Raw genomic sequence first — 25132 nt, 5'->3', positions numbered from 1 at the left:
CACGTTACCCTCTCTTTCTATCCCTTGACTAATTCATCCATTAAATGAAGGGCAGCTTGTTTCTGTAAGTTGCGGATGGATGCTGCAACATCCTGTGAGGATGACCCTTTTAACTCAAGCGACACGATGCCATTAAAGGCTTCAAATAAAGATAGATCGACAAAGGTGCCTTTGGACGGGACAGATTCACTGACGATCACAGTATCTCCAACTAAAGCATCCTGCGGAATATAGATATGATCAATGGTGATGTGTGTGGCCTCTGCCGGTATGTGTCCGCTTTCTTTGAAATGCTGAGGGTATAAATGGCAGTCTGCTATATAATGCGTATGTCCAGAAAGCAGCTCTTTTGGCAGCTCCGCTTTTTTTCCATCGACTAATACATCGATCAGCAGCTTGGCCATATCCACCCCAAACACTTTTTTGATATTCGGAATCATATTCCAGCCAGCAAATCTAGCTGCGGATTCGATCAGTCCTGCTTCTCGATTTTTCATGAGCTTGATCTCTGTATGGGTCGCACAGTTTTCAAGGCCCAGCCCTTCATTTGCCTTCTTAGCTGCCTCAATAATGATTTGCTGGGCTTCATTGTCTAGGATCGAGGGAGTAATATGAGCCGTTTCTGTAAAACCGATTTGAGGGGTCTTGTCATGTATGACAAAAGGGATATATTCCCCCTCCACGACTAACCCTTCTACACTGACATAATCAGAATAGCCACCCTCCTGATACCAATCCTCGTAAGCACCCTCTAAATACGTTTCAGCGACAAATGGTGCTTCATATGTCACAGCGTTTGGGACGGGAATCGTTTGCAAGTAGGATTGTACGTTTAAAAAGAGATTATCACTGCCGGCTCTGTCGTGAAAAAGGGTCACGCCAATGGAGCTTGCTAAATATGTAGGCTTTAAAATAAGCGGTGTCCCGATCTGTTCAATAGCTTGCTGGAAATCAGCTAAAGTCGTGACAGGCTGAGTTTTCACCGCTTTGACACCAGCAGCGTTGAATGCAGCTCTCATTTGGCTTTTATCACGTGCCATTTCAGCTGCTTTTACCCCAGCGCCGCGCAGCCCCAGCCGCTCAGCGGCTTTTGCCATTGGTGCAATGAATAATTCATTATTGGTGGTGATGGCATCAGCTTTGAAAAAGGAAGCCACACGGACTAGGTCATCCACCACCTCTTCCTCTGATTTCAGATAATCATCATGTGCCCAGTAAATAGAATCAGGGTGTTCAAAAGAAGGGTGTGTCTCAAAATAATCACGATCTTTGATGACGGCAATGGAGTATTTTTCGATTAGTTCAGCGTGACCCTTTGTAATGGCAAAGGGTCTAGGGATATAGGAAACGATATGATAAGATGCCGCCACGCTTTCATAAAACATATGGGGCGGGCATCCTCCTAAGTCAGCAATGACAAGTACGGTTTTTTTACTCAATGAAAGCACTCCTTTTTATCTAGCGGTGTATCCGCCATCTGCTGTGACAACACTTCCAGTCATATAGCTGGATAGATCAGAGGCGAGAAACAGCATCACGCCCGCAATTTCTTCGGGTTTTCCGAGACGAAGCAAGGGATTCACCTTTGCTTTTTCCTTTTTAACAACCTCAAGACTTTCTGAATGATTGTCTAAAAAGGATTTTTCATTTAATGGCGTATCAATGATCCCTGGGGCGATACAATTCACCCTGATTTGATGAGCGGCATAGTCGATCGCCATCGATTTGGTGAGCTGGATGACACCGCCCTTTGTTGCGTTGTATGCAGGAATGTCAGGCCAGCCAACGAGACCACCGACAGATCCAGTATTAATAATACTTCCGCTTTTCTTTTCAAGCATATGCGGCAATGTATGCTTACTCATAAGAAATACACCAGTCAGGTTGACCTGTAGAATGTGGTTCCAATCCTCCAGTGTCATCTCGTGAATAGGTGAGACAATTTCGATGCCTGCATTGTTAATCAAAACATCAATTGTCCCGAATTGGCTCAGCACGGATTGAACGGTTTTTTGACAGTCAGACTCATTCGTAATATCTGTTTTGAAAAACGCAGCATGTTCATGAGGCAATGATTCAATGAGTTGTTTACCGCTATCTTCATTGATATCAGCCACTGCTACTTTTGCTCCGTGCTCAAGGAAAAGCTTGACGGCGGCAAGCCCAATCCCAGACGCACCTCCTGTAATCAGGACGACTTTTCCGGCAATGTTCATTTCTTCACCTTAGGCGCTTTTGGCTTTAAGCGGTTATAGCGTGGAGGGAAGAAGAGATTAATAGACTTTGATGCTTCTGGCTTTGGATTAATGGCGCCATGATCTTCTTTTGGATCACAGAAGTAGGTCGTGCCAAATTCCATCTTTTCTGTAAAGCCTTCAATCGTCATATCGTACCCACCGCTAATGCAAATCCCGATTTGTTCATTACGGTGCTTATGAAAAGGCATTTCCCCGCCATTTCCCGGAATGTTGGCAATCATAAGCTCCATCCAGTCCTCCACAAAAAAAGTCACTTCCATGCCAGGAAGTAAATCACGCGTTTTGAAAATATCTAAGAAATAAGTAGGAGGAGCCGTATATTCCTCGCCATCTTTCAATCTCTTAATATCAATGGCGATCACTTCTTCATCTGTCAGATTCGATGCGCCGTGAGGAACGAATGGTGGTGCAATATAGGCTGATTCTAATGGGGTGAGCAATTGGGTCGATTGGCCGACCGTCATTTGAAGCTCACCTTTTAATACGATGCCGATTTGTGCTTCTGGATGCTCATGAGGTTCGATGATCGTGTGAGGAGGGACGTGTGAAATTAACACTTCCGTATCGCCTCTGACAGTAGAATATTGGATGACACCATTATCCCATTCTCGTTTTTTCGCTTGAGGAAAATATAATTCTTGCACCTTTTGTTCAGTTGTCATGTTACATCTCTCCTTTTCCGAATATAGACCAGCTCATAGGAATGCTTTTAAATGTTCGAATGAAGGTGAGCCCGTATGTAGCTCTTGCCACTTCATTGGTTAAAGCGAAATCAAATTCGCCGTCTCTGACTTTTTGTGCGGCTGTACTTGTAGAATTGACAAGCTCAAATTCAGCATTTTGATGAATAAAATATTGAATCAAATTCACAGGTGCAGGATGAGAAACAATTTTTAAATGGTGAAGCATTTGTTCTTGAAAGGGGAAATCTGGTCTGACAGCCAAACCATACATGGGCGTGTCACATCTGAATATTTGTAAAAGCTGCAGGTCAGGTCTCATGTAGAAGTGTTTAATTCCTTCGTATGCGTGTGGAACGAGAGTGTATTGGAGTGCGTTAGAGAGAGTATGTTCAATGCAAGTTTCGAATGTGTCGTAAAGGGATAGTTTCGTATGAGTGCCGAGTGTAGTGGTGGAATGAGAGATGAAATGTTTTGCTGCATATTCACTGCTTGTCCCCTTAGGGCCTAATGTATTGACTGTAAACATCTTAGGTGAAACGATGGGCTCTTCTTTGAAATGAAAAACATCATTCTTTAAGATCATGTTTACCTTACCATCCAATCTTTTTCAAATTTTTACTAGATTATAAAAAATAAAATTGGTAATTGTCAACAAAATTTATAAAAAATGTATTTTATGATGATATTAAAAATTGATCTAAAAAACTGCACATATCGAGATGTGCAGTGAAATGAGCTCACGTTTCAAATGTGTTTTTATGTTTCTGCTGTAAGGTTTTTTCACGTTTATAGCTGACGAAGCTGATGAGAAAACCAACAAGCGTAATGAGTGCACATACAAGCCCTACTGTATGATAGCCGAAATGGACATAAACAGGTCCCATCAGAGCTGATCCAAGCATTACGGCAAGATTGGAAGCAAGGCTGTAAAAAGCCATCACTTTGCCTCGGTGGGTCTGGGAGCAGTCGCTCAGGACGGTGCTCAAAAGCGTGACAGATAAACTTTGCATGGCACCCCAAATAAATAAAGCAAAAATGAGCAATGTCCATGAGAACGGTGCATAAGGAAGTAAGGCAAGAACAAGCGTAATGCCGCCCAGCACAAAGAAAAGTGAACGTGTTTTGCCAAACCAATCTGCTAATTTCCCAGTAAACATACTCATGGAAAAGCCAACACCATAAGCCATGATTAGAAGTCCAGCTGTTGATTGCCCCCCGGAAAACAGACTTTGCAGGTAAGCCCCTAAAAATGAGTACATGCCATAAAATCCAAGCATGTTACAAAATGTCACGGTCAAATAGGCAGGGACTCGGTCGATTTTCAAAGCCCCCCATAAAGAGCCTGATTTCTCCCTAGTTTGAGGTGCCTTTGGAGCAGCTGTTGTGACTTGTTTTCGAGATTCAAGGATGACGAGCAGCAAGACAACGAGACTCATCATGGCGAAAATCCAAAATGTCCAGCGCCAGTTCAAACTTTGACCGATAAAGGCGCCAATGGGCACACCTAGGACAAGAGAAAGAGACCAACTCGATACAATGAGCCCCATCACTTTGCCGCGATACTCGTATGGAACCCGGTCGCCCACAAGAGCATAGGCTGTTGGCACAAATACACCAGTCGCCAGCCCAGAAATAGCACGGCCTGCAAAAAACACGGCCAAATTTGGGGCAGCAGCACACATCACTGTGCCAACCAAAAAGAAAGACAGCCCAATAATCAAACACAGCTCTCTTGAATACCGGTCCCCTAAAGGAACGAGCAGCGGAGCTCCAACCAGCACAGCTAACCCATAAATGCTGATGGAAAGAGCGAGAATATCAAGAGAGTGCTGAAAGGAGTTTGATAAATCAGGCAGCAGTGGTGAAATTACCAGCTCTTCCGATCCCGCAGCAAAAACGCCAAGTGTGAGTGCGATGGCAAGTGTGATGGGAAATGTTTTAGAAGCCTGGCTGTCTAAAGATTCTTTCATCAAGTGATCCCTCCATACTTGCTTTTTCATTCAATTCCGTTAAAATAAATTCTACCATTATTTAGTTTTATTTTACATTTCATATCATAAGTATTATCATAAAATACTTTTCAAATGGAACGATTTTTGGATAGGAGAGGTACGAATGAAAATCACCGATGTAGATGTGCATATTTTAAATGAATTGAGAGAAGATGCCCGCTTATCCATGAGGGAATTGTCCAAACGAGTGAATTTATCAGCACCTGCGGTAGCAGAAAGAGTGCGTAAATTAGAGGATGCAGGGATTATCGAAGGGTATTCTGTTCAAGTCAATTATAAAAAATTAGGGCTTCTGATTGACTGCCTGCTGGAAGTTACGGTGTTAAATGGGGAGTATCAGCGTTTTGTGGCTTTTATGAATGAGCATCCACGCGCCTTTTTTGCTTATCGAGTGGCAGGTCAGTCTTGTTTTTTCATTAAGCTGTCAGTTTCTTCTCTTGAAGAAATTGAAGCCTTTATTCAAGAAGTATCTGGATTTACAAAAACCGTCTCCCATATTGTCTTGTCAGAGCACTCTTTTTCCCATCCAATTCAGGAACGCTTGAAACAAATAGAAGAGCCAGAAATGACAGTGGTGAAATAAAAAAAGGACCTGACTCAGGTCCTTTTTGTTCGTCTATCTGACTGATAGCTCATAATTGTAATGATAAGACCAATAAATGTCACAGCTGCAGCAAATAACGGAACAAGCTGTAAATGTGTGATTTCGATAGCAAGACCGCCAAGCGCTGCACCGCCGGCATTCCCAATATTAAATGCAGAATGGCTGAGCGTCGATGCGAGTGTCGGTGCTTCATGTGCCATGTTCATCGTGCGGTATTGCAAGGTAGGAACAAGAATAAATGAAATGATTCCCCAAACAAAAATGGTCAGCACGGCAGGCACTTTGAATTCGGAAGTGACTGTAAACAATAACAGGACAGCAATGAGCAGGATCAGTGTCACCATAATACTTGGCATCAGCTTCCAGTCAGCAAGCTTTCCGCCAACTAAATTTCCGATAGTGACCCCAAGTCCAAATAGGACAAGGATGAGCGTCACCCCATTTTCCTGAAATCCAGTGACTTGCAGCAAGATTGGGCTGATATACGTAAAGGCTGTAAATACACCAGCAAAACCAAAGATGGTCATTGCAAAGGAAACGAGTACTTGTGGTTTTTTCAAAACGGATACTTCATTTCGAATATCGAGTACTTCTTCTTTCGACTGATTTGGGACTAAGCTGATGATACCAATTAAGGAAATGAGACCAATGACGGCAATGACTAGAAAAGACATACGCCAGCCGAATTGATTTCCGATAAAGGTACCGAACGGCACACCGAGTACATTGGCAACTGTCAGTCCTGTAAACATGAAGCTGATCGCGCTTGCGCTTTTCTCTTTAGGCACAAGCCGTGCAGCCATAATGGCTCCGACGCCAAAGAAGGTTCCATGAGCAAATGACGTTAAAATACGGGCGGCCATTAATAGACCATAAGAGGTCGAGACAGCGGCAGCAGCATTTCCTGCAACGAAAAGAATCATTAACAGAATGAGGAGACGTTTCCTCGACATTTTTCCAGTCGATAACGTTAAAATAGGTCCGCCAACTGCGACACCAAGTGCATATCCAGTAATCAGCTGTCCTGAAGCAGAAATTGATACATGAAGGTCGTTTGCGACATTTGGTAAAAGTCCCATGATGACAAATTCAGTCATGCCAATCGAAAACGCACCGAGCGTTAACGCAAAAATAGCGATGGGGAAGTTTTTCATGATGTGATCACCTTTCTAAACAAATACATAAAAAAGCTTCGGAGAGATCCGAAGCCTTAAGAGTTTATCATACATGGAAATAAGACGCCAGCTGCTCGTTTGCTAATCGGTTTCCAACAAAGAAGGAACCAAATTCGCCGTAGCGTGCACTGACTTCATCAAAGCGCATTTCATAAACCAATTTTTTAAATTGAAGCACATCATCAGAGAAAAGGGTAACGCCCCACTCATAATCATCAAAACCAACAGAACCTGTAATGATCTGTTTTACTTTCCCAGCATAGCTTCGGCCAATTAAGCCGTGGCTTCTCATAAGAGATTTACGCTCATCCATGGAAAGCATGTACCAGTTGTCATTGCCAGAACGTCTTTTATCCATTGGATAGAAGCACACGTATTGAGAAGAAGGAAGCTCTGGATATAAGCGAGCACGTACATGCGGGTTCTCATAAGGATCTCCGCCATCGCCGCCTCCTGCTAAGTAGTTGCTGAGCTCAACAACTGAAACATAAGAATAAGCTGGAATCGTAAACTCTGCTAGCCGTGTCTTGTTGAATTCGAGTTCAATTTCACCTAGTTCTTCCATTGTCGGACGTAAAATCATGAGCATAATATCTGCTTTTTGGCCGACAATACTATAGATTGTTTGGCTCCCAGCCTTATCATGCTCAGCTGTTTTCCATTTTTCCAATAGACCTGTGAATTCATGAATGATGGCTTGGCGCTCATCACTTGTCAGCAGCTTCCAAGCTGTCCAGTCAATTGTTCTAAAATCATGCAGTGCATACCAGCCATCTAGTGTTTGAGCTGCTTCATTTGTTGTATGTTGTTCGCTCATTTCTTTCACTCCTATTAACAGTTTTCCATCTGTTCCAACTATAACATAGTTTGTCCAAATGGAGATGTGATCAAAACTTGAACGAGGAAAACAGCTTTTATCAAAATTGATTAAATTAGTTTGAAAAATAAGAATTTAATTTGTAAGCGCTATAATATAAGTTGGTAGTTTGAATTTAGGTAGAAGAAGAGTATGCTTAAAAGAGAACGCTTTTTTTGTAAAATCAAGGAGGGTATTGAAGTGGCAGATATTTTTTCAACAGTTCAGGAAAAGGTTGCAGGTAAAGGAGTAAAGATCGTTTTTCCTGAGGGAATGGACGAACGCATTCTAACAGCCGTTCAAAAATTAGCAGATGGCAAAGTATTGCAGCCAATTGTGGTAGGAAAAAAACAAGAAGTTGAAGCTAAAGCAAAAGAATTAGGTCTTACACTTGATGGTGTTGACGTGTATGATCCTCATACATATGAAGGTTTTGAAGAGCTTGTACAAGCTTTCGTAGAAAGACGTAAAGGCAAAGCAACAGAAGAGCAAGCCAGAAAAGCATTACTAGATGAAAACTACTTCGGTACAATGCTTGTGTATAAAGGTCTTGCAGACGGACTTGTGAGCGGTGCGGCACACTCAACTGCTGACACAGTGCGTCCAGCACTTCAAATCATTAAAACAAAAGAAGGCGTAAAGAAAACATCTGGCGTCTTCATCATGGCTCGCGGCGAAGAGCAATATGTGTTTGCTGATTGCGCAATCAACATTGCACCAGACAGCCAAGATCTAGCTGAAATTGCGATCGAAAGTGCAAACACAGCAAAAATGTTTGATATCGAGCCACGTGTGGCAATGCTTAGCTTCTCTACAAAAGGCTCAGCAAAATCAGACGAAACAGAAAAAGTATCTGAAGCAGTTCGCATTGCAAAAGAAAAGGCACCTGAGCTTGTACTTGATGGAGAATTCCAATTCGATGCAGCTTTCGTTCCTTCAGTAGCAGCGAAAAAAGCGCCAGATTCCGTCATCAAAGGCGACGCCAGCGTATTTGTTTTCCCTAGCCTCGAAGCTGGAAACATTGGCTACAAAATTGCACAGCGCTTAGGTAACTTTGAAGCTGTAGGTCCTATCCTTCAAGGTTTAAACCAGCCAGTAAACGATCTATCAAGAGGCTGTAATGCCGAAGACGTTTACAACCTTGCGCTTATCACAGCAGCTCAAGCACTATAATGATCTCGACAAAGGCAGCCAGTACGATAGATTCGTGCTGGCTGTTTTTTTGATGACAAATGTGTACAATATAGGGGGAAAAGAAAAAATTTTGATCGTAGATAAAGCCGATAGAATGGGCAGGTGCTATAATGGACGATTTAATACATAAGCTTCAGCATAAGGTCGCAGGATTAACCGAGGCACAAAGGAGAATTGCAGATTATATCGTGCAAAATCCAATGGAGGTTGCGTTTTTAACTGTAGATAAATTGGCGTCAAAAGTAGGGACGAGTACAGCGACCATCATGAGATTCTCTGCTGCTGTAGGGTATTCCGGTTTCTCAGAGCTTCAAAAAGAGCTTCAATCAAATATGAAGCATAAAGCTGCCCCTCAAACGAGACTTGAAGCGAACCTCAAGCATTCAAATAAAAGTAAGCTTTTGCATAATCATGTCGAGCTGCAATTTCAAAATATCCAGTACGCTTTAGACAATATCACAGAAGAAACCTTTCAGCATATTGTTGAAAAAATAGCCAGCTCTCGCCAGGTTCTGTGTACAAGTGTCCGAAGTGGAAGACCTGTTGGAGAGTATCTGTCACAAGGAATCAATCGCCTACTGGGGAACTGTCAATATATTGATGCAGACAAAAGTGACTGGGTCGACGAACTCGTTCATTTTCAATCTGATGATTTCATTATAGCGGTCAGCTATCCTCGCTATGCAAAGCGTATAAAGGATTTGCTGGAGGCAGCGAAGTCATATGGGGTGGAAGTGCTTTTAATTACAGACAGCTACAGCTCTCCACTAACCAAGTATGCACAATATGTATTACCATGTTCCTCAGCAAGTGCGGGCTCTCATAACTCTGTCGTATCTGCTATCTTTATCGTAGATTACATTTTAAGTGCCTTAGCCATTAATGACCCTGAAAGGACAAAACCTCGTTTAGATCAAATCAATCATATGTTAACGAAAATGAGTTATCACACAACACATTAGTCGTGTGGTGACTCATTTTTTTTATTTTAAAATTTTCTGAAAGCGCTTTACTAAATAAAAATGAGATGGTATGATCTTATCACAAAAGTAATATATATTACTTTATATAAAATTAAATGTAATGAATATAACTCGAAGGGGATGATGGAAACAATGGGTACTGTTCAATTCGTGTCAAATGATCTAATAGATCGGGCAAAAAAACTGAGCTCGACCTTGCTGTCAGACGTGATGGGATGCACCGGCGCGATGGATCAACAAATTAAACCTGTTGCAAGAGGCATGAATATAGTAGGGACAGCTTTTACCGTCAGCTTACGGCCAGGGGATAATTTATTTCTTCATCAAGCGATCTACTCTGCGAAAGAAGGAGATGTACTGATTGTTGATGGAAAAGACCATAAGGGTCATGCATATTTAGGGGAATTGATGGCAGGTGTAGCAAAGGCTGTAGGAATAGAAGGAATCGTGATTGACGGGCTTGTTCGCGATAAACTCGCTTTAGAGGAACTGGCTTTTCCGATCTACAGTAAGGGGTTTATGCCAAATGGACCTTTTAAAGATGGTCCTGGGGAATTGAATCAAATCATCTCGTGCGGCGGTGTCAAAGTAGCACCAGGTGACTTGGTCATTGCTGACGATGATGGAGTCGTCATCGTTCCAAAGGAAAAGGTGGAACACCTGCTGACACTAGCGGAAGAGAAACAAGCGTATGAAAATCAGAGATTAAAAACGATTCAACAGTATGTGGACGAAGGAAAGCAAGACATCAGTCTTTTAGCACCGGCATGGCTGGAAGGCAGAATGAAAAAATATCAGGGATAGGGGAGATCGGTGATGAAGATAGGCTTTATTGGATATGGAGAAGCGGCATATGAGTTGTCAACGGGATTGAAAACAGAAGGATTAGATCAATTTTATGCGTATGATGTACTTTTACAAAATGAGAAATTGTCTGGTGCGTTGAAAGAAAAAGCATCGCAGACAGGAGTTCAATTAACCAGCAGTATTAGTGAAGTCATTGAGAAATCTAATATTGTCATTGCTGCTGTGCCAGCGAATAAAACTTTAGAAGTGGCCCAATCCGTATCGGGAAGTTTGAAAGAGAATCAAGTATATGTGGATGTGTCGGCATCAACACCAGACATCAAAAAACAAGTGGCAAACGAAGTTGAAAAGCAAAAAGCTCTATTCGTAGATGCTGCCATGCTAGGGCCTCTTCCAGTCAACAAACACAAGGTTCCGATCACGGCAAGCGGCAGTGGAACTGACCAATTCATGAAAGTAATGAATGCTTATGGCATGAATATTAAAAAAATCAGTGACCAGCCAGGAGATGCTTCGGCCTTGAAACTGATCAGAAGCGTTTATATGAAGGGGATCGTTGGTCTCATGATTGAATTTTTGGAAATTTCAAAAAAATATAACGTGGAACATCAAGTGATTTCTTCACTAAGCGATACAATGGATAGCAAAAGTTTTGAAGAGACCATGAATCGTCTTGTGACAGGGAGTGCACTTCATGCGAAAAGACGAGCGATCGAGCTTCTTGGCTCTATTGACATGCTAGATGAAGCAGAGGTTGATGCCAGTATGTCTCGGGCAGCACAACAAAAGCTTGAGAGATTAGCAGACTTTCAATTCGTTGAACGGTTTAATGGGAAAAAGCCGGCCAGCTGGGAAGAAGTCATTGACGTGATGCAGCAGGGGAAATAAATTGTAAGCGTTTTATTGAACGAAGGGGAGGCGAAAAAACGATATGGGTTTTATTGCGTTGATTGTATTCATAGCTGTCATCATTATATGGAATGTCGTCGTGAAGCGGAATATGGGGGAAGCCATGCTATTAGGCTTTATTGCAACCACATTATTTGGCGGATTGGATGCATTAAGACTTTTCTGGGATGGATTAAAATTTGCATCCACATATGAGGTGCTCTATGCAGCTGTTGCATTTGTATTCATGGCCTATTTAATCGAAAAGCTGGAATTAATTCATGCACTCTTGCGAATCTTAAATTCGGTTGTAGGGAAACTTCCTGGTGGAGCGGCTTATATGAGTACGTTAGGTTCAGCAGTCTTAGGTGCTCTTTCAGGTTCAAATTCTGCAAACACAGCGGCCACTGGCTCTATCACAGCCTCTTGGATGATTAAATCAGGCTGGAGCCGAACCCATACAGCGACCATTTTAGCAGGGAATGGCGGACTTGGGGCGGCACTGCCTCCGAACTCTTCAATGTTTATCATGCTGGGGTTTGCACCAATTGCAGCCCTTGTATCTGAGGGGGATTTATATATTGCGCTTTTAATAGGAGGACTGTATCAAGTCGTATACCGATTTATTTTGGTGTATATCCTGGTGAAAAAGAATAAAATTCAGGCCATGCCGCCAGATGATATTCTTCCTTTTAGGGAAGCAGTGAAACAAGGGTGGAAGTCGATCTTTATTTTTTTCGGTGCCTTGATTCCTATCATTATCACAATTGGTCCGCTGGCAAACTACTTAAAAAGTAATCCAAACATCGGACCAGAGGCAATGGATCAAATTTCTTTAATTACGTGGATTCCGATTCTCATGATGTTGATTAGTTTAACAATTGGAAGAAAAAAGGCGTCTGCACTAGATTGGTCTCAGTTTTTCAAGTCGGCCATTCCTAAGTTTACAACGATCGGTGCCTTGATGCTGTTTGCTGTTGCTGCTAGTCAGGTGCTTGCTGAATTAGGATTGGCAGAAGATTTGACGCAAATCACATCAGTACTTACCATTCCGAAATGGCTCATGGTGCTCATTGTGGGAATTCTTGTCACGCTAGTGGCTGGGCCATTATCTTCTACAGCCACATTAACAGCTGTTGGACTTGTCTCATTTTCAGCTTTAGTCTCAGTCGGAGTGGATCCAGTTGTGGCTGTTGTTGCCATTCTTGCTTTTTCATCAACAGAAGGCGCTTCCCCGCCGGCATCAGGATCGATTTTCATTGCTTCTGGTCTTGCAGGAGCCAGACCGGAGAAAACGTTTATACCGCTGATTCTCTACTATATGCTGCCGATCGTAGGAATTGGCTGGCTCATCGGAATGGGAATACTTCCAGTATAGAAAGGAGAAACACATGAGAGCATTGATGGAATTTTTATTTAAAGTGCTGCTTGTCCTGTTCTTAACGTCAGGAGCCCTGTTGGTATTCGGTCAAATACTAGGGATTCTTTTGCAAAAGGGAGACATGATCATTGCAAGTACGAACCTATTCAAAAACCCAACATTGGTGTTAAGTGCCTTTTTCAGTCTTGTTGGTTTCTCTCTCCATTATATTCCTGAAAAGAAAGACACCTCATTTAGCGATCATCCATCTGCATCAGCAGGTGAATCGCTCAAATAAGCAATAAGAAGCTGGATTCAGTAAATGAATCCAGCTTTTTTGCGCGCGAGAAATAGGTATTAAAACCCAATACGTACGATTCATTTTTTGGTAAATTCACTTTCAATCATATGCCTCTTGTGCTAGTAAATGGTAACATAACGGAGGACTATTTAAGGAATAGAGGTGTTTAACCATATCTGGAGCAATCATCGGTTATAAAGCAGCCTTGTATTCGTTAAAGGCAGATATATCTATCAAAAAAGAACAAATCATCGAACTCCACATGTGCCGCAAAGAAATCAAAGAGGCAAAATCGGCTCTGGTAGATGCTAACAAGAAAATGACTCATCCAGATCTGACATCACATACATGGTTTGGCCATCTTGCAGATACGTTTAATGACATTCGAGACGAAATGGCTTCCGCCAGTCAGGAAATAAAAGGTGTACAGCTAACCAATCTATTAAATCGAATCAATGAGAAAATCAGTGATTTAACATCGGAGATCCATTCGTTAGAACATGAAATTCATTCGGTTGAAAGAAAAATAGAGAAAGAAAAGCAGAAACAACTGGAAGAAAAAAGAGGGTAGTCACATGATGAGAGAAATTAAAATAGATGCCAGTCAGGTCAAACAAGTATTACAGCATGCAAAGCAATCAGGCGCTCAAATGAATGCAGCCCTTCCAACCACCATCAAAGGGAGAAATCATCTCCTGACGGCAGACACATTAGAAAAGATCAATCAGCAGCTGAACGAATTAAGTACATCCTATATAGGCATTCTTCAGAAACAGCTTGTACAAACAGAACAAGCGGTGAACACCATGATTGAAACGGACAAGGCGCTTGCTTCCAGCAGTAAAAGAAAATAAAGGAGAACGCAATGAAAACCCTTGACGCCTTTGCGCTAATAAACGGAATAGATCAAACGCTGAATGCGTTAAAGCAGCAGTCACAGCAAATCAGCTCCCTAGAAAAACAAATCAATCACATCATCTCACTCGATGGCGCACTAAAGGGAGAGGCGGGACAAGCCATCCGCGCCTTTTATACAGAATGCCATATTCCCTTCCTGCAATTCTTTCAGGTCGTCATTGAGGAATATAGTGCTGCATTAAAAAACACAAAGCAGGCTCTTCACGCACTAGAATCAAACGAGCACGGCTTTATCTCACAAGCGTTTATCGAAGATGATCTTGATCAAGGCTTAAAAAAAGCTGAACGTACGATTTCTGAAATCGTATCAGAGGTAAACCACGCCATCGGCAGAGTGGGTCATATTGTTCACTTGCCAAGTGTAAACGAATCAGCGTTTCAGCAAAACTATCAAAAAGCATGGCTCGAAACCTCAAGAACCATTGGTCTGCTTCATGCATTTGACAGGGAGCAGACAAGTGCTTTACATGAAACCAAAAGCTCCCTTCAAACAATGAAGCAATACATCGATACCTTAAGTCCCATGTTCACCGGCCCAAAAATCGACATCACGAGCTATCAAAAGGGATCTATTTTCAAAGATGAAAAAGAAGAAAAAGTAAGCAGCACCATCAGTGGATTGAAGGATAAAATAGACAACCCAAAAGACAATCCAATGATGATCATGCTGAAGAAATTGAAAGAGAAACAACAGACGAATGTAGAGACGGTTGTTCGGGAAACGCCGTCTAGTAAAATTAATCAAACCACCTTGACCTTAAATGGAAAAGTATACAACATAAATGAGTACAAAAAGATCAACTTCGAACATGCCAAAACGGTTGATGTCATGCGAGACGGAATGCTGTATCAGTTACGAATATCAGAAAAAAACAAAGTAACGATTGAGAGCGTTAAACCGATGTCTGATGTAAAAACAGGCGATCCACCCCAAAATATCTTAAATACAGCGGTTGAATTTACAGGAATAAACGACGCGATTCGGGTTATTACAGGAAGAGATCCGATAACAGGTGATAAAGTCGCGGATATGGATCGTTTGGTATCAGGAGTGTACATGGTTCCAAGCACCAACATTGTTAAAGTGGGGAAATATGTTTTTAAGATTATTAAAGGGGAGAAAGTAGCTAAGAAAGTTGAGAAGAAAGTAAAGGGTATTGGAAGAGGAGAACAATTATTAGATAAAGTTAAAACATATGAGCAAGCTAGAAATAAGACAGTAGACATAGTTGGAGACCTAGGACCCAATTCACAACCATATACAGGTACGCTTAAGTCGAGTGCTGGATATGGTAAAGTCGTTGGTAGACAGTCCGCTGACGGAAAAGTAAGATGGAGATTAGATTATGACCCTAAAAAGGGACCACATATAAATATTGAAGATTTTCGTAATGGTAAAGGGGCGAATGCTCGAAAGATTGCTATTCCATTTGAGGGTAATGAAAGCACTTTTAAATCTTTATTAAAACATTTGAATAGATAAGGAGATTTTAGATGAGTTTATTAGATGAGTGTATTGAGGCACTAGGTGAGGATGTACATATTTTATATGAAGATAATAGAGAGCAAATATTAAATGATTTTGAAAATTCTTTTCCATTTACTGATTGGGGGCAAATTGAATGGAAGAAGATATCTTCTTATAAGCAAGTGGATACATTCGATGAAATACGATCCTTTTTGAATCAAAAACTGAATGAGTACAGTGATATTGTTTATGTAATTTGGGATGAAGGGACGTTACCAATTATTCAATCTACTTTAGATAAAGTATTTGAAGCTATAGATGATGTTACAGCTGTCAGTTTTGATACGTGGATTTTTTCACCATCTTCTGGATATGCGATTGAAGTTTTTCATGATGGTGAAGTAAAAATAGGGTTGAAATAGAATAGATGAACCCTCAAAGAGAATTAATTTGAGTCTCTTTGAGGGTTTTTAAATGTTTATTATTGTTAATAAAAAAGATATTCTTTCTTTTTCTACTTTATTTGATGCAATGTTAAATAATCTTTGAATGTAAGCTTGTGCTTTTTTGAAATGTTTCTGTGAAGGTCATTCTAAGTTTGATTGCTATATCTGGTTTTACTTTTCTCTTTGCTAATCAATCCGGCCCACAGACAATCATCACTATTTGACTTACTACAAGCATTTTAACTTACTCTGTGCTGAAGAACTTTCTGAAAAGTACCAAGTTTAGGGGTAAAGACAGAGAAGTAAAAAAAGGATGATCGTATTGAAAATAAAAAAAATAAACTGGATTTCACAAGAAGCTTCAGAAGCTGAAGTGATTGTAACAGATGGCGAACTGGAATTAATGTGTTTTGCTCAACCATTAAATTACCTTGAAGAAAGTGAACTATTGGAACCTATTTTTTGTTTAGATGTGTCAGACTTAGTGAAGGCAGAGTTGTCAGAGTTTAGAATTGAAAAATTAGATGATAATTTTAGTTATAGTTTCTTAGGAAAATTAATTGATAAGCGTGATGAAAAAGTGAGAGTGGGCGGATTTTTATTAGAATTGGATTACAATATACCAGGAGATATAAATGAAGGCGATTTTATAAGTTTTAATTGTCAACGATTAGATATTTATTAGTAGGAGATTGAAGTCTTAAGGAGCATTAAATGAACAAAAAACAACAACTAACGAAACAAATCCAAACCGTCATCAACATCCTAGAAAAAGAATATCCACAAGAAATCAATCAAGGTGTTCTCCAATTAATATACAAAAGATATAAAAATGCACAAAGGATCATTCAGAACAATGAAGATCTCCAAAAGATTTTGATTATTGGCGGGGTGAGAGCTTATTTGGATAGTTATAATGACTATCTAAACCCCTTTCTAGATGAATTACATAAAGCAGAGAGTTTGCTTAAAGAAATGCTGTCATAGATAGGACGGTTGTCTGTATTACTGGAATCAAGTCTTGTATCGGGCAGCAAAACAGAGAAAGGAATGCCTATGGAACATAAACAAAACAAAAAAACATCCAACTGGCTATTAAGTATCAGTATTCTGATTGTTATAGGAACAGCTTTGCTGAGAGGAGTTTCTTACTCAGATGCTGATTATCGCGGTTTCCCTATTGATTGGCTAGTTCTGCACGGACATCATACTTTTGAATTTCTATTGTGGGGTTTTATACTCGATGTGGTCATTTTCTATTTTCTTTTAAAAATGCTCCTTCGTTTGTATAAAAGGGTGATGAAAAAATCAGCAACTTAAAATAGAGGAGGCTCTTAAAAATGATCAATTTACCTGAAATCCCACATCTGCACGTGAACAAACCAGCAAGTGACATACAGATCAAAGAGGCAGAATGCCAGCTAAACATGCTGCTGCCCCATGTTTATAAGGAACTGCTGAAACAGACAAATGGATGTTCCGTTGGCGGTGAGGTGCTTCTATACGGCACTGAGGACATTGCGGAACGCAATGCAACATGGGAGGTTCGACAATATGCAAGCGGCTATGTGGCGATTGGCGACGATGGCGGCGGGCAAGTATTTCTCATGCGGCTGGCTGAAGAGGAGAAAAAGGTATGGATCGTGGATGCTGGTGTAATGGACCCTCAGCATGCAGAGCTCCTGACCGGCAACTTTCTGAAATGGGTGAGTGAGGGCTGTAACATAGAAGCGTAACCGAAAACCAAATCATCCAACTGAAACGCTCTGTGACGCCAAATGTTATGGAGCTTTTTTGCATTCTCCCCCCATTCATCCCATGGTATAATAAACACAGTTTATGAACGAGAGGATATGCAGGAGATGAAAAATGAACCTATTGAGTTACTGACACAGCCGAAATGGCGGATCATCGATCAGTCGAGTCTTGGTCTCTATGTGGACCCGAAGCAATCTTTTGCGATGGATGATACGCTTTGCGCGTCGGTGGGGAAGGGCCTCTCACCAGCGACAGCCCGTTCTTGGGTGCATCACAATACGATTGTGCTTGGGATTCAGGATACAAGACTTCCATTTCTCCAAGATGGCGTAAAGCTGCTTGAGGAAGAGGGATATCGTGTGATTGTGCGCAACTCAGGGGGTCTTGCTGTGGTGCTGGATGAAGGTGTACTGAATGTGTCTTTAATTTTTGCGGAACAAAAGAAGGGCATTGATATTGACCGCGGGTATGATGCGATGGTGGAATTGATCCGCCGGATGCTGTCGATGTATGATGTGGACATTGAAGCCTATGAAATAGTCGGCTCTTATTGTCCAGGCAGCTACGATTTAAGTATCAATGGAAAGAAATTTGCAGGCATTTCTCAGCGTAGATTACGCGGTGGGGTCGCTGTGCAAATTTATTTGTGTGCAGATGGAAGCGGGCGTGAACGTGCCGACTTGATCCGCCGTTTTTATGACGCCGCCTTAAAGGATAAACGTCAAGAAGTGAAGGCAGTATTTCCTGATATACAGCCGGATACGATGGCATCCTTATCAGAATTAATCGGTGAATCGATTGATTGTACACTTCTTATGCGTTTATTACTAGAGGAGCTTCAAAAGCTTAGTGATCAGCTGACAGCCTCGGGCCTGAACGCAGAAGAACAGCTGGAATTTGAGAAAAATATGACGCGGATGATTGAGCGGAATGAAAAGGTGTTTTCGTAAACTCACTTTTCATCTTGAAAAGAGTAGAGGTGAAGTGATGGAAACAAAGCTTGAAAAAGCCATTGAACTTCGAAAAAGTGGACATCTTCAAGAATCAAATGAAATGCTGTCTCATCTTGCAGAGGAGTATCCAAACGATGCCTCTAATCATTATCAATGTGCCTGAAGTTATGACTTGTTAGGAGAGGAAAGGCAGGCTGTCTTTGTTATGAAAGGGCCATTGAGTTAGGATTGTCTTCAGAAGAACTAGAAGACGCTTTACTAGGGTTAGGAAGTACATACAGAACTTTAGGAGAATATGAAAAGTCAAAACAGATATTCTTAAAAGGGATGGAAACTTATCCGGACAACAAAGCCATTCAAACGTTCTATGCCATACTTTGTATAATTTAAAGGAACATAGCAAAGCAATGGAAATATTACTGAACTGTTTAACTGAAACGACAAAAGATCCTGCTATTTTAAGTTATCGAAAAGTGATTGATTTTTATTCAAATCAGTTAGATACATTGTGGAAATAATATATTGATTTGGTTACTTGAATAGATTTGGAGGGGCAATGTGATGAAAAAATCCCCTCCTTTGTTATGGAATTTTATATGTGATAGTCATTTATGGCGTAAGAAAGAAGGTAAATTTGTTGTCAATATTCACCACGTATTACCCGCTGTTTATGCTTTGTGTTTTGTCTGTGTTGTATGTGATGTATCGTATTCAGCCGCTTGCCTCTACTGTTAAAAAAATCATCATTGTGCTCTGTGTGTTAACAAATGCCGCATATATTTGCTGGCGTCTCTTTTTTACACTGCCGCATGAAGGTACATTTAATATAATAATGGGCATCTTGCTTGTAGCCTGTGAATGTATTGGATTTTTACAGCTGCTTGTGTTTTATACACTTGTTTGGAAGCCTTCAAATCGAAAACAAGTCATGATCAGTGATTTGGACAGGCTGCCAACAGTTGATATTTTCATAGCTACATATAATGAACCGATTGAAGTGCTGAAACGCACGGTTGCAGGCTGTTTGAATCTGTCTTATCCAAAAGGCAGCGTCCACATTTATTTATGTGATGATGGCAAGAGGGAGTCTGTGGAGCAGCTTGCATCTGAGTTTGGCGTTCATTATCTGACAAGAACAGATAACAAGTTTGCTAAGGCGGGTAATTTAAACCATGCGATGTCTCAAACGAATGGGGAACTGATTCTCACACTTGATGCTGATATGGTCCCCCTTCCTGCCTTTTTAGAAAAGACAGTGCCTTACTTTCATGATGGAGCGACTGCGTTTGTTCAAGTTCCACAGGCGTTTTATAACGAAGACCCTTTCCAATATAATATGTTCTCGAAGGATCGAATTCCAAATGAACAGGACTTCTTCATGCAAACCCTCCAGGCTGGTAAGGATCGGTTCAATGCGGTGATGTATGTCGGGAGTAATACTGTATTTAGAAGAACGGCCTTAGAGGAAATTGGCGGATTTGCTACTGGAGTGATTACAGAAGACATGGCGACCGGAATGCTTCTCCAAGGGAAGTTCAAATCAGTGTCTGTCGGAGAAGTATTAGCCGTCGGTCTGGCACCTGAAAGCTGGCTTGATTTGTTAAAGCAGAGAGACCGGTGGTCGAGAGGGAACATTCAGTGCGCCCGTAAGTTTAATCCATTGAAGGTTCGCGGCTTAACGCTTATGCAGCGAGTTCTTTATTTAGATGGCATTGTGTATTGGTTTAACGGTTTGTTTAAAATGATTTACATTCTTACACCGATTTTGTTTTTATTGTTTGGTATTCAAAGTTTCTGGGCAGATTTCCAGTCCATTTTTATGTTTTGGCTGCCGGCGTTCTTTAGTTCGTATTTAGCGTTTAAACTGGTGTCGAATCAAAAAAGAAGTATGTTTTGGAGTCATATTTACGAAAGCTCTATGGCATTCCACTTGGCTGGTGTAGCTTTAAGTGAGCTGTTTTTGAAGAAGAGGGTTGAATTCCTCGTCACACCGAAGGGAATTCAAACGGACAAGAGACATTTCCATTTAAAAACGATGATTCCTCATTTGATCTTCTTGCTGCTCTCATTGCTTGTCCTTGTGAAAATAGGATACGATATGAAGGTAAATGGGACGATGAATGCTGATCTCACGTTGATTAATATTTTTTGGGTGCTTTATAACGGTGCAGGTCTACTCATGGCACTGATTGTGGCGTTTGATCGTCCGCGTTATCGAAAATCAGAGCGGTTTGTCATAGAAAAAGAGGGGCAGATTTGTTCTGATCATCAAGATGAGTCGATTGCTTGTTTTCTACTAGACATGAGTGATTCAGGTGCGCGTCTATCCATTCCATTGGATCAAGCTTCTTCTTTAAATCAAGGACAAATGCAATTGTTCTTTTCAGAGGATCAAAGTGTGGCGTGTGATGTGGTTTGGAGCCATCCAGAGGGAGACAAGCTGATGGTTGGTGTTGCTTTTACTGACACAGAAAAATCAGAGTACCTATCATTGATCCGTTTCTTATTCACACGAGAGCATGTATCGATAACGGATCGTGAGAAAAAATCCTATGCTGTTCGGACATTTTTCCGCTTTATAAGAGAAACGGAAAAAGTACCAAGGGCCTTGCGGCGCAAATGGATGAGAAGACCGTTGCAAGGTGTGGCAGGCACGCTGTCCTATGAGGGCCGGTTAGAAGAGAAGGTGCCGGTCAACATACATGATATTAGTTTATCTGGGTGCAAAATCGAGTCTGAAGCTTCAATTGAATTACATGAGAAAGTGCTGATCACCATTGACACAGAATCTCTCACAGATCAGCCGGCGATTGCAGTCTGGACATCACAAAAACGCGGCCGCACAATGGCCGGGCTCAAGTTTGTTCAGCCTGAAATCAAGCAGATAGAAGAAAGAGAGGGAGTGGTTTCTTGAAATCCAAAAACGGCGGTTACCTCTATTTACTATGGCTTCCTGTCATCATGGGAGCCGGCTACGGCATTTCGCTTTTAGTGCCATTTCTTCAGCCTGTCCTGACACTTGGCATTGCAGGTCTTTATATTTTTATGTTTGGTGATTTTCAGGTAAGGCAGGTCAGGTATATTTTTATGTTCGTGTTTTTGATCAATGTCCTTTTTAGTGTGATGCTATTTTTGGGCATTTAAAAAAGTGCTTCCCGAGGCGGGGAGCACTTTTTGTTATTCTGCCATTTTTTCGAGGTTGCCGTTCCGGTCCATTTTAAAGGTTGGTGCGGCACTATCGTCCTCTTCAAACAAAACTAGTTTTCTTGCACGGTTCATGATTTTGACGAGTGTTTCATAATCTTCTTGAATCGTGAGCTGATCCTTTTCAAGCTTTTTCACTTCAGCTTCTAGCTGCGAAACTTTATGAGAAAGCTCATTGTTTTCTCGTTTTAAGCGGCTGTTTTCCATACGTAAGGCAGTGGATTGCTGACCATCGCCTTCATAACGGCGTAAGAAATCAATGATATCGTCGATGGTTAATTCTTGATGCTGCCTAAATGGATTTGCTTCCGGTTTTTTCTCTGCGGTATGTGGGGCAGGAGAAGCCTGTGACAATAAATGTGATAAACTAGCTAACTCTTCATTGTAGCTTTGATCCACAAACTGAAGCTGTTCAGCAGTTTCAGCAGCTGGTGCAAATGTTTCTTCCTGTGGTTGTGCTGGCTCCAATTCCTGTGAGAATTCCTCTTGAGTAACCGTTTCTTCTACTTGCGGCTGATAAAGTAATCGTTTTTTCGCTGGCTGGCCATTGCCAAGAGCGCGCATCCGTTGTTTTCGCTGTTTTTTGGCAAGTGCCAGCGCTTTTTCATATTGATGCCTGACGACAGCATTCCATCTAAAACCGCATGCCGCTGAGGTGCGGTTCAGCTTGTCTCCAACTTCTTCAAACGCATTTAGCTGCGTGCTGCCCTCTCTGACGTGACGTAAGACGGTTTCTGCCAGGAGGAGATCATTTTCCTCTGACCAAGCATCTTGTCTTTGTTTTGACATGTGTTTAAACCCCCATATGATTTGATGGTATTAGATTAGCCAAGTTCAAGAAGGTTTATACAAGTTTGCTAAAAGGATAGTGGAAAATACTAGCTTTTATGTAAGCACGTGATTGGGGCGGCAAAGCGTCTTGCAAGTCCAGCCGCTTCGATGTACAATGTTGGGTGGTATATTATTCACGATTGGCTGTCCAACTGTTTCATATAGAATGAAGTATCATCATTGAAAGGAAGCGTAAGACCATGGCTAATGAGTTTCGCGTATGTGACGATTGTGATGCGACGAACCTAAAGACGTTATTGCCTCGACTCAAATCGGTTGACCCTGATGCAAAAATTGAGATCGGCTGTCAATCCTATTGTGGTCCAGGACGAAAAAAGGCTTTTGCGTTTGTGAACAATCGCCCATTATCCGCACCAACAGAAGATGAATTACTCGAAAAGGTTCAAAAAAAAGTCAAATAAATGTCACTGAATGTGTTCAGTCGACCTAAAAAGAGGTCCGTCCCTGTCAGGTCGGGCTTTTTACGTCCAAGCAACTTCTGAGAACACATTCACCAGCAAATTCAAGGATGTTTTCGGGAAAAGTTACCCGATATAATAGAAACACGTCTTAAAAAAAGAGGGACGAAACGATGGCGTATCCAAAAGGGAAATTATCTGAGGAAAAGGTATTTAAAGATCCTGTGCACCGTTATGTTCACGTAAGGGATGCATTAATATGGGATTTAATAGGAACAAGAGAGTTTCAGCGCCTGAGACGAATTAAACAACTAGGAACTACTTATTTGACGTTTCATGGTGCAGAACACAGCCGATTCAATCATTCACTCGGTGTATACGAGATTGTGAGACGAATTGTGGATGATGTGTTTAAAGGGCGGCCTGAATGGGATGAAGGAGAGCGCGAGCTTGTACTTAGTGCTGCCTTGCTTCATGACCTCGGACATGGTCCATTTTCTCATTCCTTTGAAAAGGTCTTCCACTTAGACCATGAATCGTTTACAAGAGATATTATTTTAGGGCAGACGGAAGTCAATGAAGTGCTCCGCCGGGTGAGTGATGATTTCCCGAAGCATGTGGCTGAAGTCATTGCCAAAACGTATCAAAACAAACAGGTGGTCAGTTTGATCTCAAGTCAAATTGATGCCGACCGAATGGACTATTTGCAGCGTGATGCTTACTATACAGGCGTCAGCTACGGCCACTTTGATATGGAACGTATTTTACGTGTGATGCGCCCGAGAGAAGATCAGATTGTGATGAAGCAGAGCGGGATGCATGCGGTTGAAGATTATATTATGAGCCGCTATCAAATGTACTGGCAAGTCTATTTCCACCCAGTGACACGCAGTGCGGAAGTCATTTTAACGAAAATCCTTCATCGGGCAAAAGAGCTGCATGAAACGGGTTATATTTTTACACATGCCCCCGTTCACTTTTATTCAATCTTTGAGGGGAATGTCACCACAGAGGACTATATTAAGCTGGATGAATCCATTGTCTTATTTTATTTTCAGGCGTGGGAAGATGAAGAAGATCACGTGCTGGCTGATTTGTGCCGCCGTTTTATGAACCGCCGATTGTTCCAATATACAGAGTTTAATCCAAATGAAGAAATGACGAAATATTTCAAGCTGACCGCCTTGTTCAAGGAGGCAGGAATTGATCCTGACTATTATTTAGTGGTCGATTCTTCCTCTGACTTGCCCTATGACTTCTACAGACCAGGGGAGGAAGAAGAGAGGCTGCCAATCCACCTTTTGACGCAAAGCGGTCATATTAAAGAACTGTCGAGACAGTCAGATATTGTTGACGCCATTTCCGGTAAACGAAGAACCGATCATAAACTTTATTTCCCGATGGACTTAATTGTAGATATGTCGGAAAAAGCTGAAGAAAAAAAGGCGATCATGAAGCTGCTTGGTTTGGGATAAGGAAGTACTGAAAAAGGAGATGTCGGGAATTTGTTGAAAGAGCATGCAAAGTTGATGAAGGTATTCTCTGAATCAGGGGAAATCGTTGGACGGAAGAAGCTGCAAAAGATGATTTACATAGCAAAAAAGCTAGATTTGCCTTTTTACGAGAAATACGATTTTCATTTTTATGGCCCCTATTCAGAGGAGTTGACGCTCAGAATTGAAGAGCTGTGCAACCTTGGATTCTTGGACGAAATGAAGGAAAAAAAGGGCGGATACTATCAATATCGCTATTCGCTGACGGACAATGGGAAAGAGTTTCTCGATCAGTGTGAAGTGGACATGCCTGACCTCAAAGCGCTGACGCAGCAGATGAACGAGCAATCATCCCGTTTCCTAGAGCTTGTCTCAACGATTTTATATTTTGATGACCTGCCAGAAGATGAGGTAAAGGAAAAGGTCTTTACCATTAAAAGCAAGCAGCGCTATACGGACGAAGAATTTGAGGCGGCCCTTGCTTATATTGATCAGTTGAAGGAATTGAACTAGTTGAACAA

The 25132-nt window shown here is 41.5% G+C and carries 29 protein-coding genes and 1 pseudogene; 22 read left to right on the top strand and 8 right to left on the bottom strand.

The features are described from left to right. Positions 1-17 precede the first annotated feature (17 nt). From NSQ34_RS17175 to NSQ34_RS17155, 5 genes are all read right to left on the bottom strand, one after another. Entirely contained in the window at positions 18-1439 is a 1422-nt protein-coding gene (locus tag NSQ34_RS17175) for an ATP-grasp domain-containing protein (protein WP_217008677.1), read from the bottom strand. 15 nt (positions 1440-1454) lie between these two features. Beyond that, complete coding sequence (locus NSQ34_RS17170) at positions 1455-2216, bottom strand: glucose 1-dehydrogenase (RefSeq protein ID WP_034281272.1); 762 nt, start codon at positions 2214-2216, stop codon at positions 1455-1457. Next, positions 2213-2920, bottom strand: coding sequence for a cupin domain-containing protein (locus NSQ34_RS17165; RefSeq protein WP_061110214.1), 708 nt, complete (start codon positions 2918-2920; stop codon positions 2213-2215). The genes NSQ34_RS17170 and NSQ34_RS17165 overlap by 4 nt, the downstream gene beginning before the upstream one ends. A 1-nt stretch (position 2921) precedes the next feature. Further along, positions 2922-3524 carry a bacilysin biosynthesis protein BacA gene (locus NSQ34_RS17160; RefSeq protein WP_024423797.1) on the bottom strand — a complete coding sequence of 201 codons (603 nt, stop codon included), beginning with the start codon at positions 3522-3524 and terminating at the stop codon, positions 2922-2924. A 154-nt stretch (positions 3525-3678) separates the two neighbouring features. Beyond that, the gene (locus tag NSQ34_RS17155) at positions 3679-4911 is read right to left on the bottom strand and encodes an MFS transporter (protein ID WP_041115461.1); all 1233 of its coding nucleotides are present in this window, start codon (positions 4909-4911) and stop codon (positions 3679-3681) included. 145 nt (positions 4912-5056) lie between these two features. On the opposite strand from NSQ34_RS17155, the gene NSQ34_RS17150 reads away from it, so the two are divergent. Further along, positions 5057-5536 carry an Lrp/AsnC family transcriptional regulator gene (locus NSQ34_RS17150; RefSeq protein WP_041087746.1) on the top strand — a complete coding sequence of 160 codons (480 nt, stop codon included), beginning with the start codon at positions 5057-5059 and terminating at the stop codon, positions 5534-5536. 14 nt (positions 5537-5550) lie between these two features. On the opposite strand, the gene NSQ34_RS17145 is transcribed toward NSQ34_RS17150, so the two are convergent. Next, the gene (locus tag NSQ34_RS17145) at positions 5551-6711 is read right to left on the bottom strand and encodes an MFS transporter (protein ID WP_061110213.1); all 1161 of its coding nucleotides are present in this window, start codon (positions 6709-6711) and stop codon (positions 5551-5553) included. Between the two features lie 67 nt (positions 6712-6778). Then, the gene (gene hemQ / locus NSQ34_RS17140) at positions 6779-7549 is read right to left on the bottom strand and encodes a hydrogen peroxide-dependent heme synthase (RefSeq protein ID WP_034281267.1); all 771 of its coding nucleotides are present in this window, start codon (positions 7547-7549) and stop codon (positions 6779-6781) included. A 240-nt stretch (positions 7550-7789) separates the two neighbouring features. Between hemQ and pta the strand changes: the two genes are divergently transcribed. From pta to NSQ34_RS17050, 18 genes and pseudogenes are all read left to right on the top strand, one after another. Beyond that, positions 7790-8761, top strand: coding sequence for a phosphate acetyltransferase (gene pta / locus NSQ34_RS17135; RefSeq protein WP_024423792.1), 972 nt, complete (start codon positions 7790-7792; stop codon positions 8759-8761). A gap of 131 nt (positions 8762-8892) precedes the next feature. Further along, complete coding sequence (locus NSQ34_RS17130; protein WP_056765504.1) at positions 8893-9744, top strand: MurR/RpiR family transcriptional regulator; 852 nt, start codon at positions 8893-8895, stop codon at positions 9742-9744. A gap of 153 nt (positions 9745-9897) precedes the next feature. Beyond that, entirely contained in the window at positions 9898-10569 is a 672-nt protein-coding gene (locus NSQ34_RS17125; protein ID WP_217008678.1) for an RraA family protein, read from the top strand. A gap of 12 nt (positions 10570-10581) precedes the next feature. Next, positions 10582-11460 (top strand): prephenate dehydrogenase/arogenate dehydrogenase family protein, encoded by an 879-nt coding sequence (locus tag NSQ34_RS17120; RefSeq protein WP_217008679.1) that lies wholly within the window; start codon positions 10582-10584, stop codon positions 11458-11460. Positions 11461-11503: 43 nt separating this feature from the next. Further along, complete coding sequence (locus NSQ34_RS17115) at positions 11504-12838, top strand: TRAP transporter large permease subunit (RefSeq protein WP_048237701.1); 1335 nt, start codon at positions 11504-11506, stop codon at positions 12836-12838. A 13-nt stretch (positions 12839-12851) separates the two neighbouring features. Then, on the top strand, positions 12852-13118 hold the full coding sequence (locus NSQ34_RS17110) for a hypothetical protein (protein WP_041115477.1): 267 nt from the start codon (positions 12852-12854) through the stop codon (positions 13116-13118). Positions 13119-13293: 175 nt separating this feature from the next. Continuing rightward, positions 13294-13692: a DUF5082 family protein gene (locus NSQ34_RS17105; protein ID WP_217008756.1), complete on the top strand. Its 399-nt coding sequence runs from the start codon at positions 13294-13296 to the stop codon at positions 13690-13692. Positions 13693-13696: 4 nt separating this feature from the next. Beyond that, entirely contained in the window at positions 13697-13975 is a 279-nt protein-coding gene (locus NSQ34_RS17100; RefSeq protein WP_061110210.1) for a YwqI/YxiC family protein, read from the top strand. 11 nt (positions 13976-13986) lie between these two features. Continuing rightward, positions 13987-15522 (top strand): T7SS effector LXG polymorphic toxin, encoded by a 1536-nt coding sequence (locus NSQ34_RS17095; protein WP_217008680.1) that lies wholly within the window; start codon positions 13987-13989, stop codon positions 15520-15522. 11 nt (positions 15523-15533) lie between these two features. Next, positions 15534-15929, top strand: a complete 396-nt coding sequence (locus NSQ34_RS17090; RefSeq protein ID WP_046312890.1) for a hypothetical protein — start codon at positions 15534-15536, stop codon at positions 15927-15929. Positions 15930-16275: 346 nt separating this feature from the next. Further along, a complete protein-coding gene (locus NSQ34_RS17085) occupies positions 16276-16638 on the top strand; it encodes a hypothetical protein (RefSeq protein WP_046313469.1) in 363 nt (120 codons plus the stop codon). A gap of 29 nt (positions 16639-16667) precedes the next feature. After that, on the top strand, positions 16668-16940 hold the full coding sequence (locus NSQ34_RS17080) for a hypothetical protein (protein WP_024426384.1): 273 nt from the start codon (positions 16668-16670) through the stop codon (positions 16938-16940). A 69-nt stretch (positions 16941-17009) separates the two neighbouring features. Beyond that, complete coding sequence (locus tag NSQ34_RS17075) at positions 17010-17273, top strand: hypothetical protein (protein WP_139142191.1); 264 nt, start codon at positions 17010-17012, stop codon at positions 17271-17273. A gap of 20 nt (positions 17274-17293) precedes the next feature. After that, positions 17294-17689, top strand: a complete 396-nt coding sequence (locus tag NSQ34_RS17070) for an SMI1/KNR4 family protein (protein WP_070326134.1) — start codon at positions 17294-17296, stop codon at positions 17687-17689. 126 nt (positions 17690-17815) lie between these two features. Beyond that, positions 17816-18661, top strand: a complete 846-nt coding sequence (locus NSQ34_RS17065) for a biotin/lipoate A/B protein ligase family protein (RefSeq protein WP_034281256.1) — start codon at positions 17816-17818, stop codon at positions 18659-18661. 37 nt (positions 18662-18698) lie between these two features. Next, positions 18699-19182: pseudogene (locus NSQ34_RS17060) on the top strand (tetratricopeptide repeat protein). A 119-nt stretch (positions 19183-19301) separates the two neighbouring features. Beyond that, entirely contained in the window at positions 19302-21578 is a 2277-nt protein-coding gene (locus tag NSQ34_RS17055) for a glycosyltransferase (protein ID WP_217008681.1), read from the top strand. Beyond that, positions 21575-21808: a DUF5970 family protein gene (locus tag NSQ34_RS17050; protein ID WP_024426379.1), complete on the top strand. Its 234-nt coding sequence runs from the start codon at positions 21575-21577 to the stop codon at positions 21806-21808. Before NSQ34_RS17055 ends, NSQ34_RS17050 begins: the two co-directional genes overlap by 4 nt. A 33-nt stretch (positions 21809-21841) precedes the next feature. On the opposite strand, the gene NSQ34_RS17045 is transcribed toward NSQ34_RS17050, so the two are convergent. After that, entirely contained in the window at positions 21842-22657 is an 816-nt protein-coding gene (locus tag NSQ34_RS17045; protein WP_217008682.1) for an RsfA family transcriptional regulator, read from the bottom strand. A 242-nt stretch (positions 22658-22899) separates the two neighbouring features. Here NSQ34_RS17045 and NSQ34_RS17040 point away from each other — a divergent pair, with 242 nt between their 5' ends. The 3 genes from NSQ34_RS17040 to NSQ34_RS17030 all read left to right on the top strand — a co-directional run bounded on the left by NSQ34_RS17040 (position 22900) and on the right by NSQ34_RS17030 (position 25124). Continuing rightward, entirely contained in the window at positions 22900-23121 is a 222-nt protein-coding gene (locus NSQ34_RS17040; RefSeq protein ID WP_003215259.1) for a DUF1450 domain-containing protein, read from the top strand. 170 nt (positions 23122-23291) lie between these two features. After that, positions 23292-24593: an HD domain-containing protein gene (locus tag NSQ34_RS17035; RefSeq protein WP_007497716.1), complete on the top strand. Its 1302-nt coding sequence runs from the start codon at positions 23292-23294 to the stop codon at positions 24591-24593. Positions 24594-24623: 30 nt separating this feature from the next. Further along, positions 24624-25124 (top strand): YwgA family protein, encoded by a 501-nt coding sequence (locus NSQ34_RS17030; protein WP_034281252.1) that lies wholly within the window; start codon positions 24624-24626, stop codon positions 25122-25124. The last annotated feature ends 8 nt before the right edge of the window (positions 25125-25132 follow it).

The sequence above is a fragment of the Bacillus sp. FSL P2-0069 genome (assembly GCF_038593315.1).
Lineage (GTDB): Bacteria > Bacillota > Bacilli > Bacillales > Bacillaceae > Bacillus > Bacillus safensis.
Note: the sequence above shows the minus strand (reverse complement) of the source record. Positions and strands in the feature narration are given on the sequence as shown.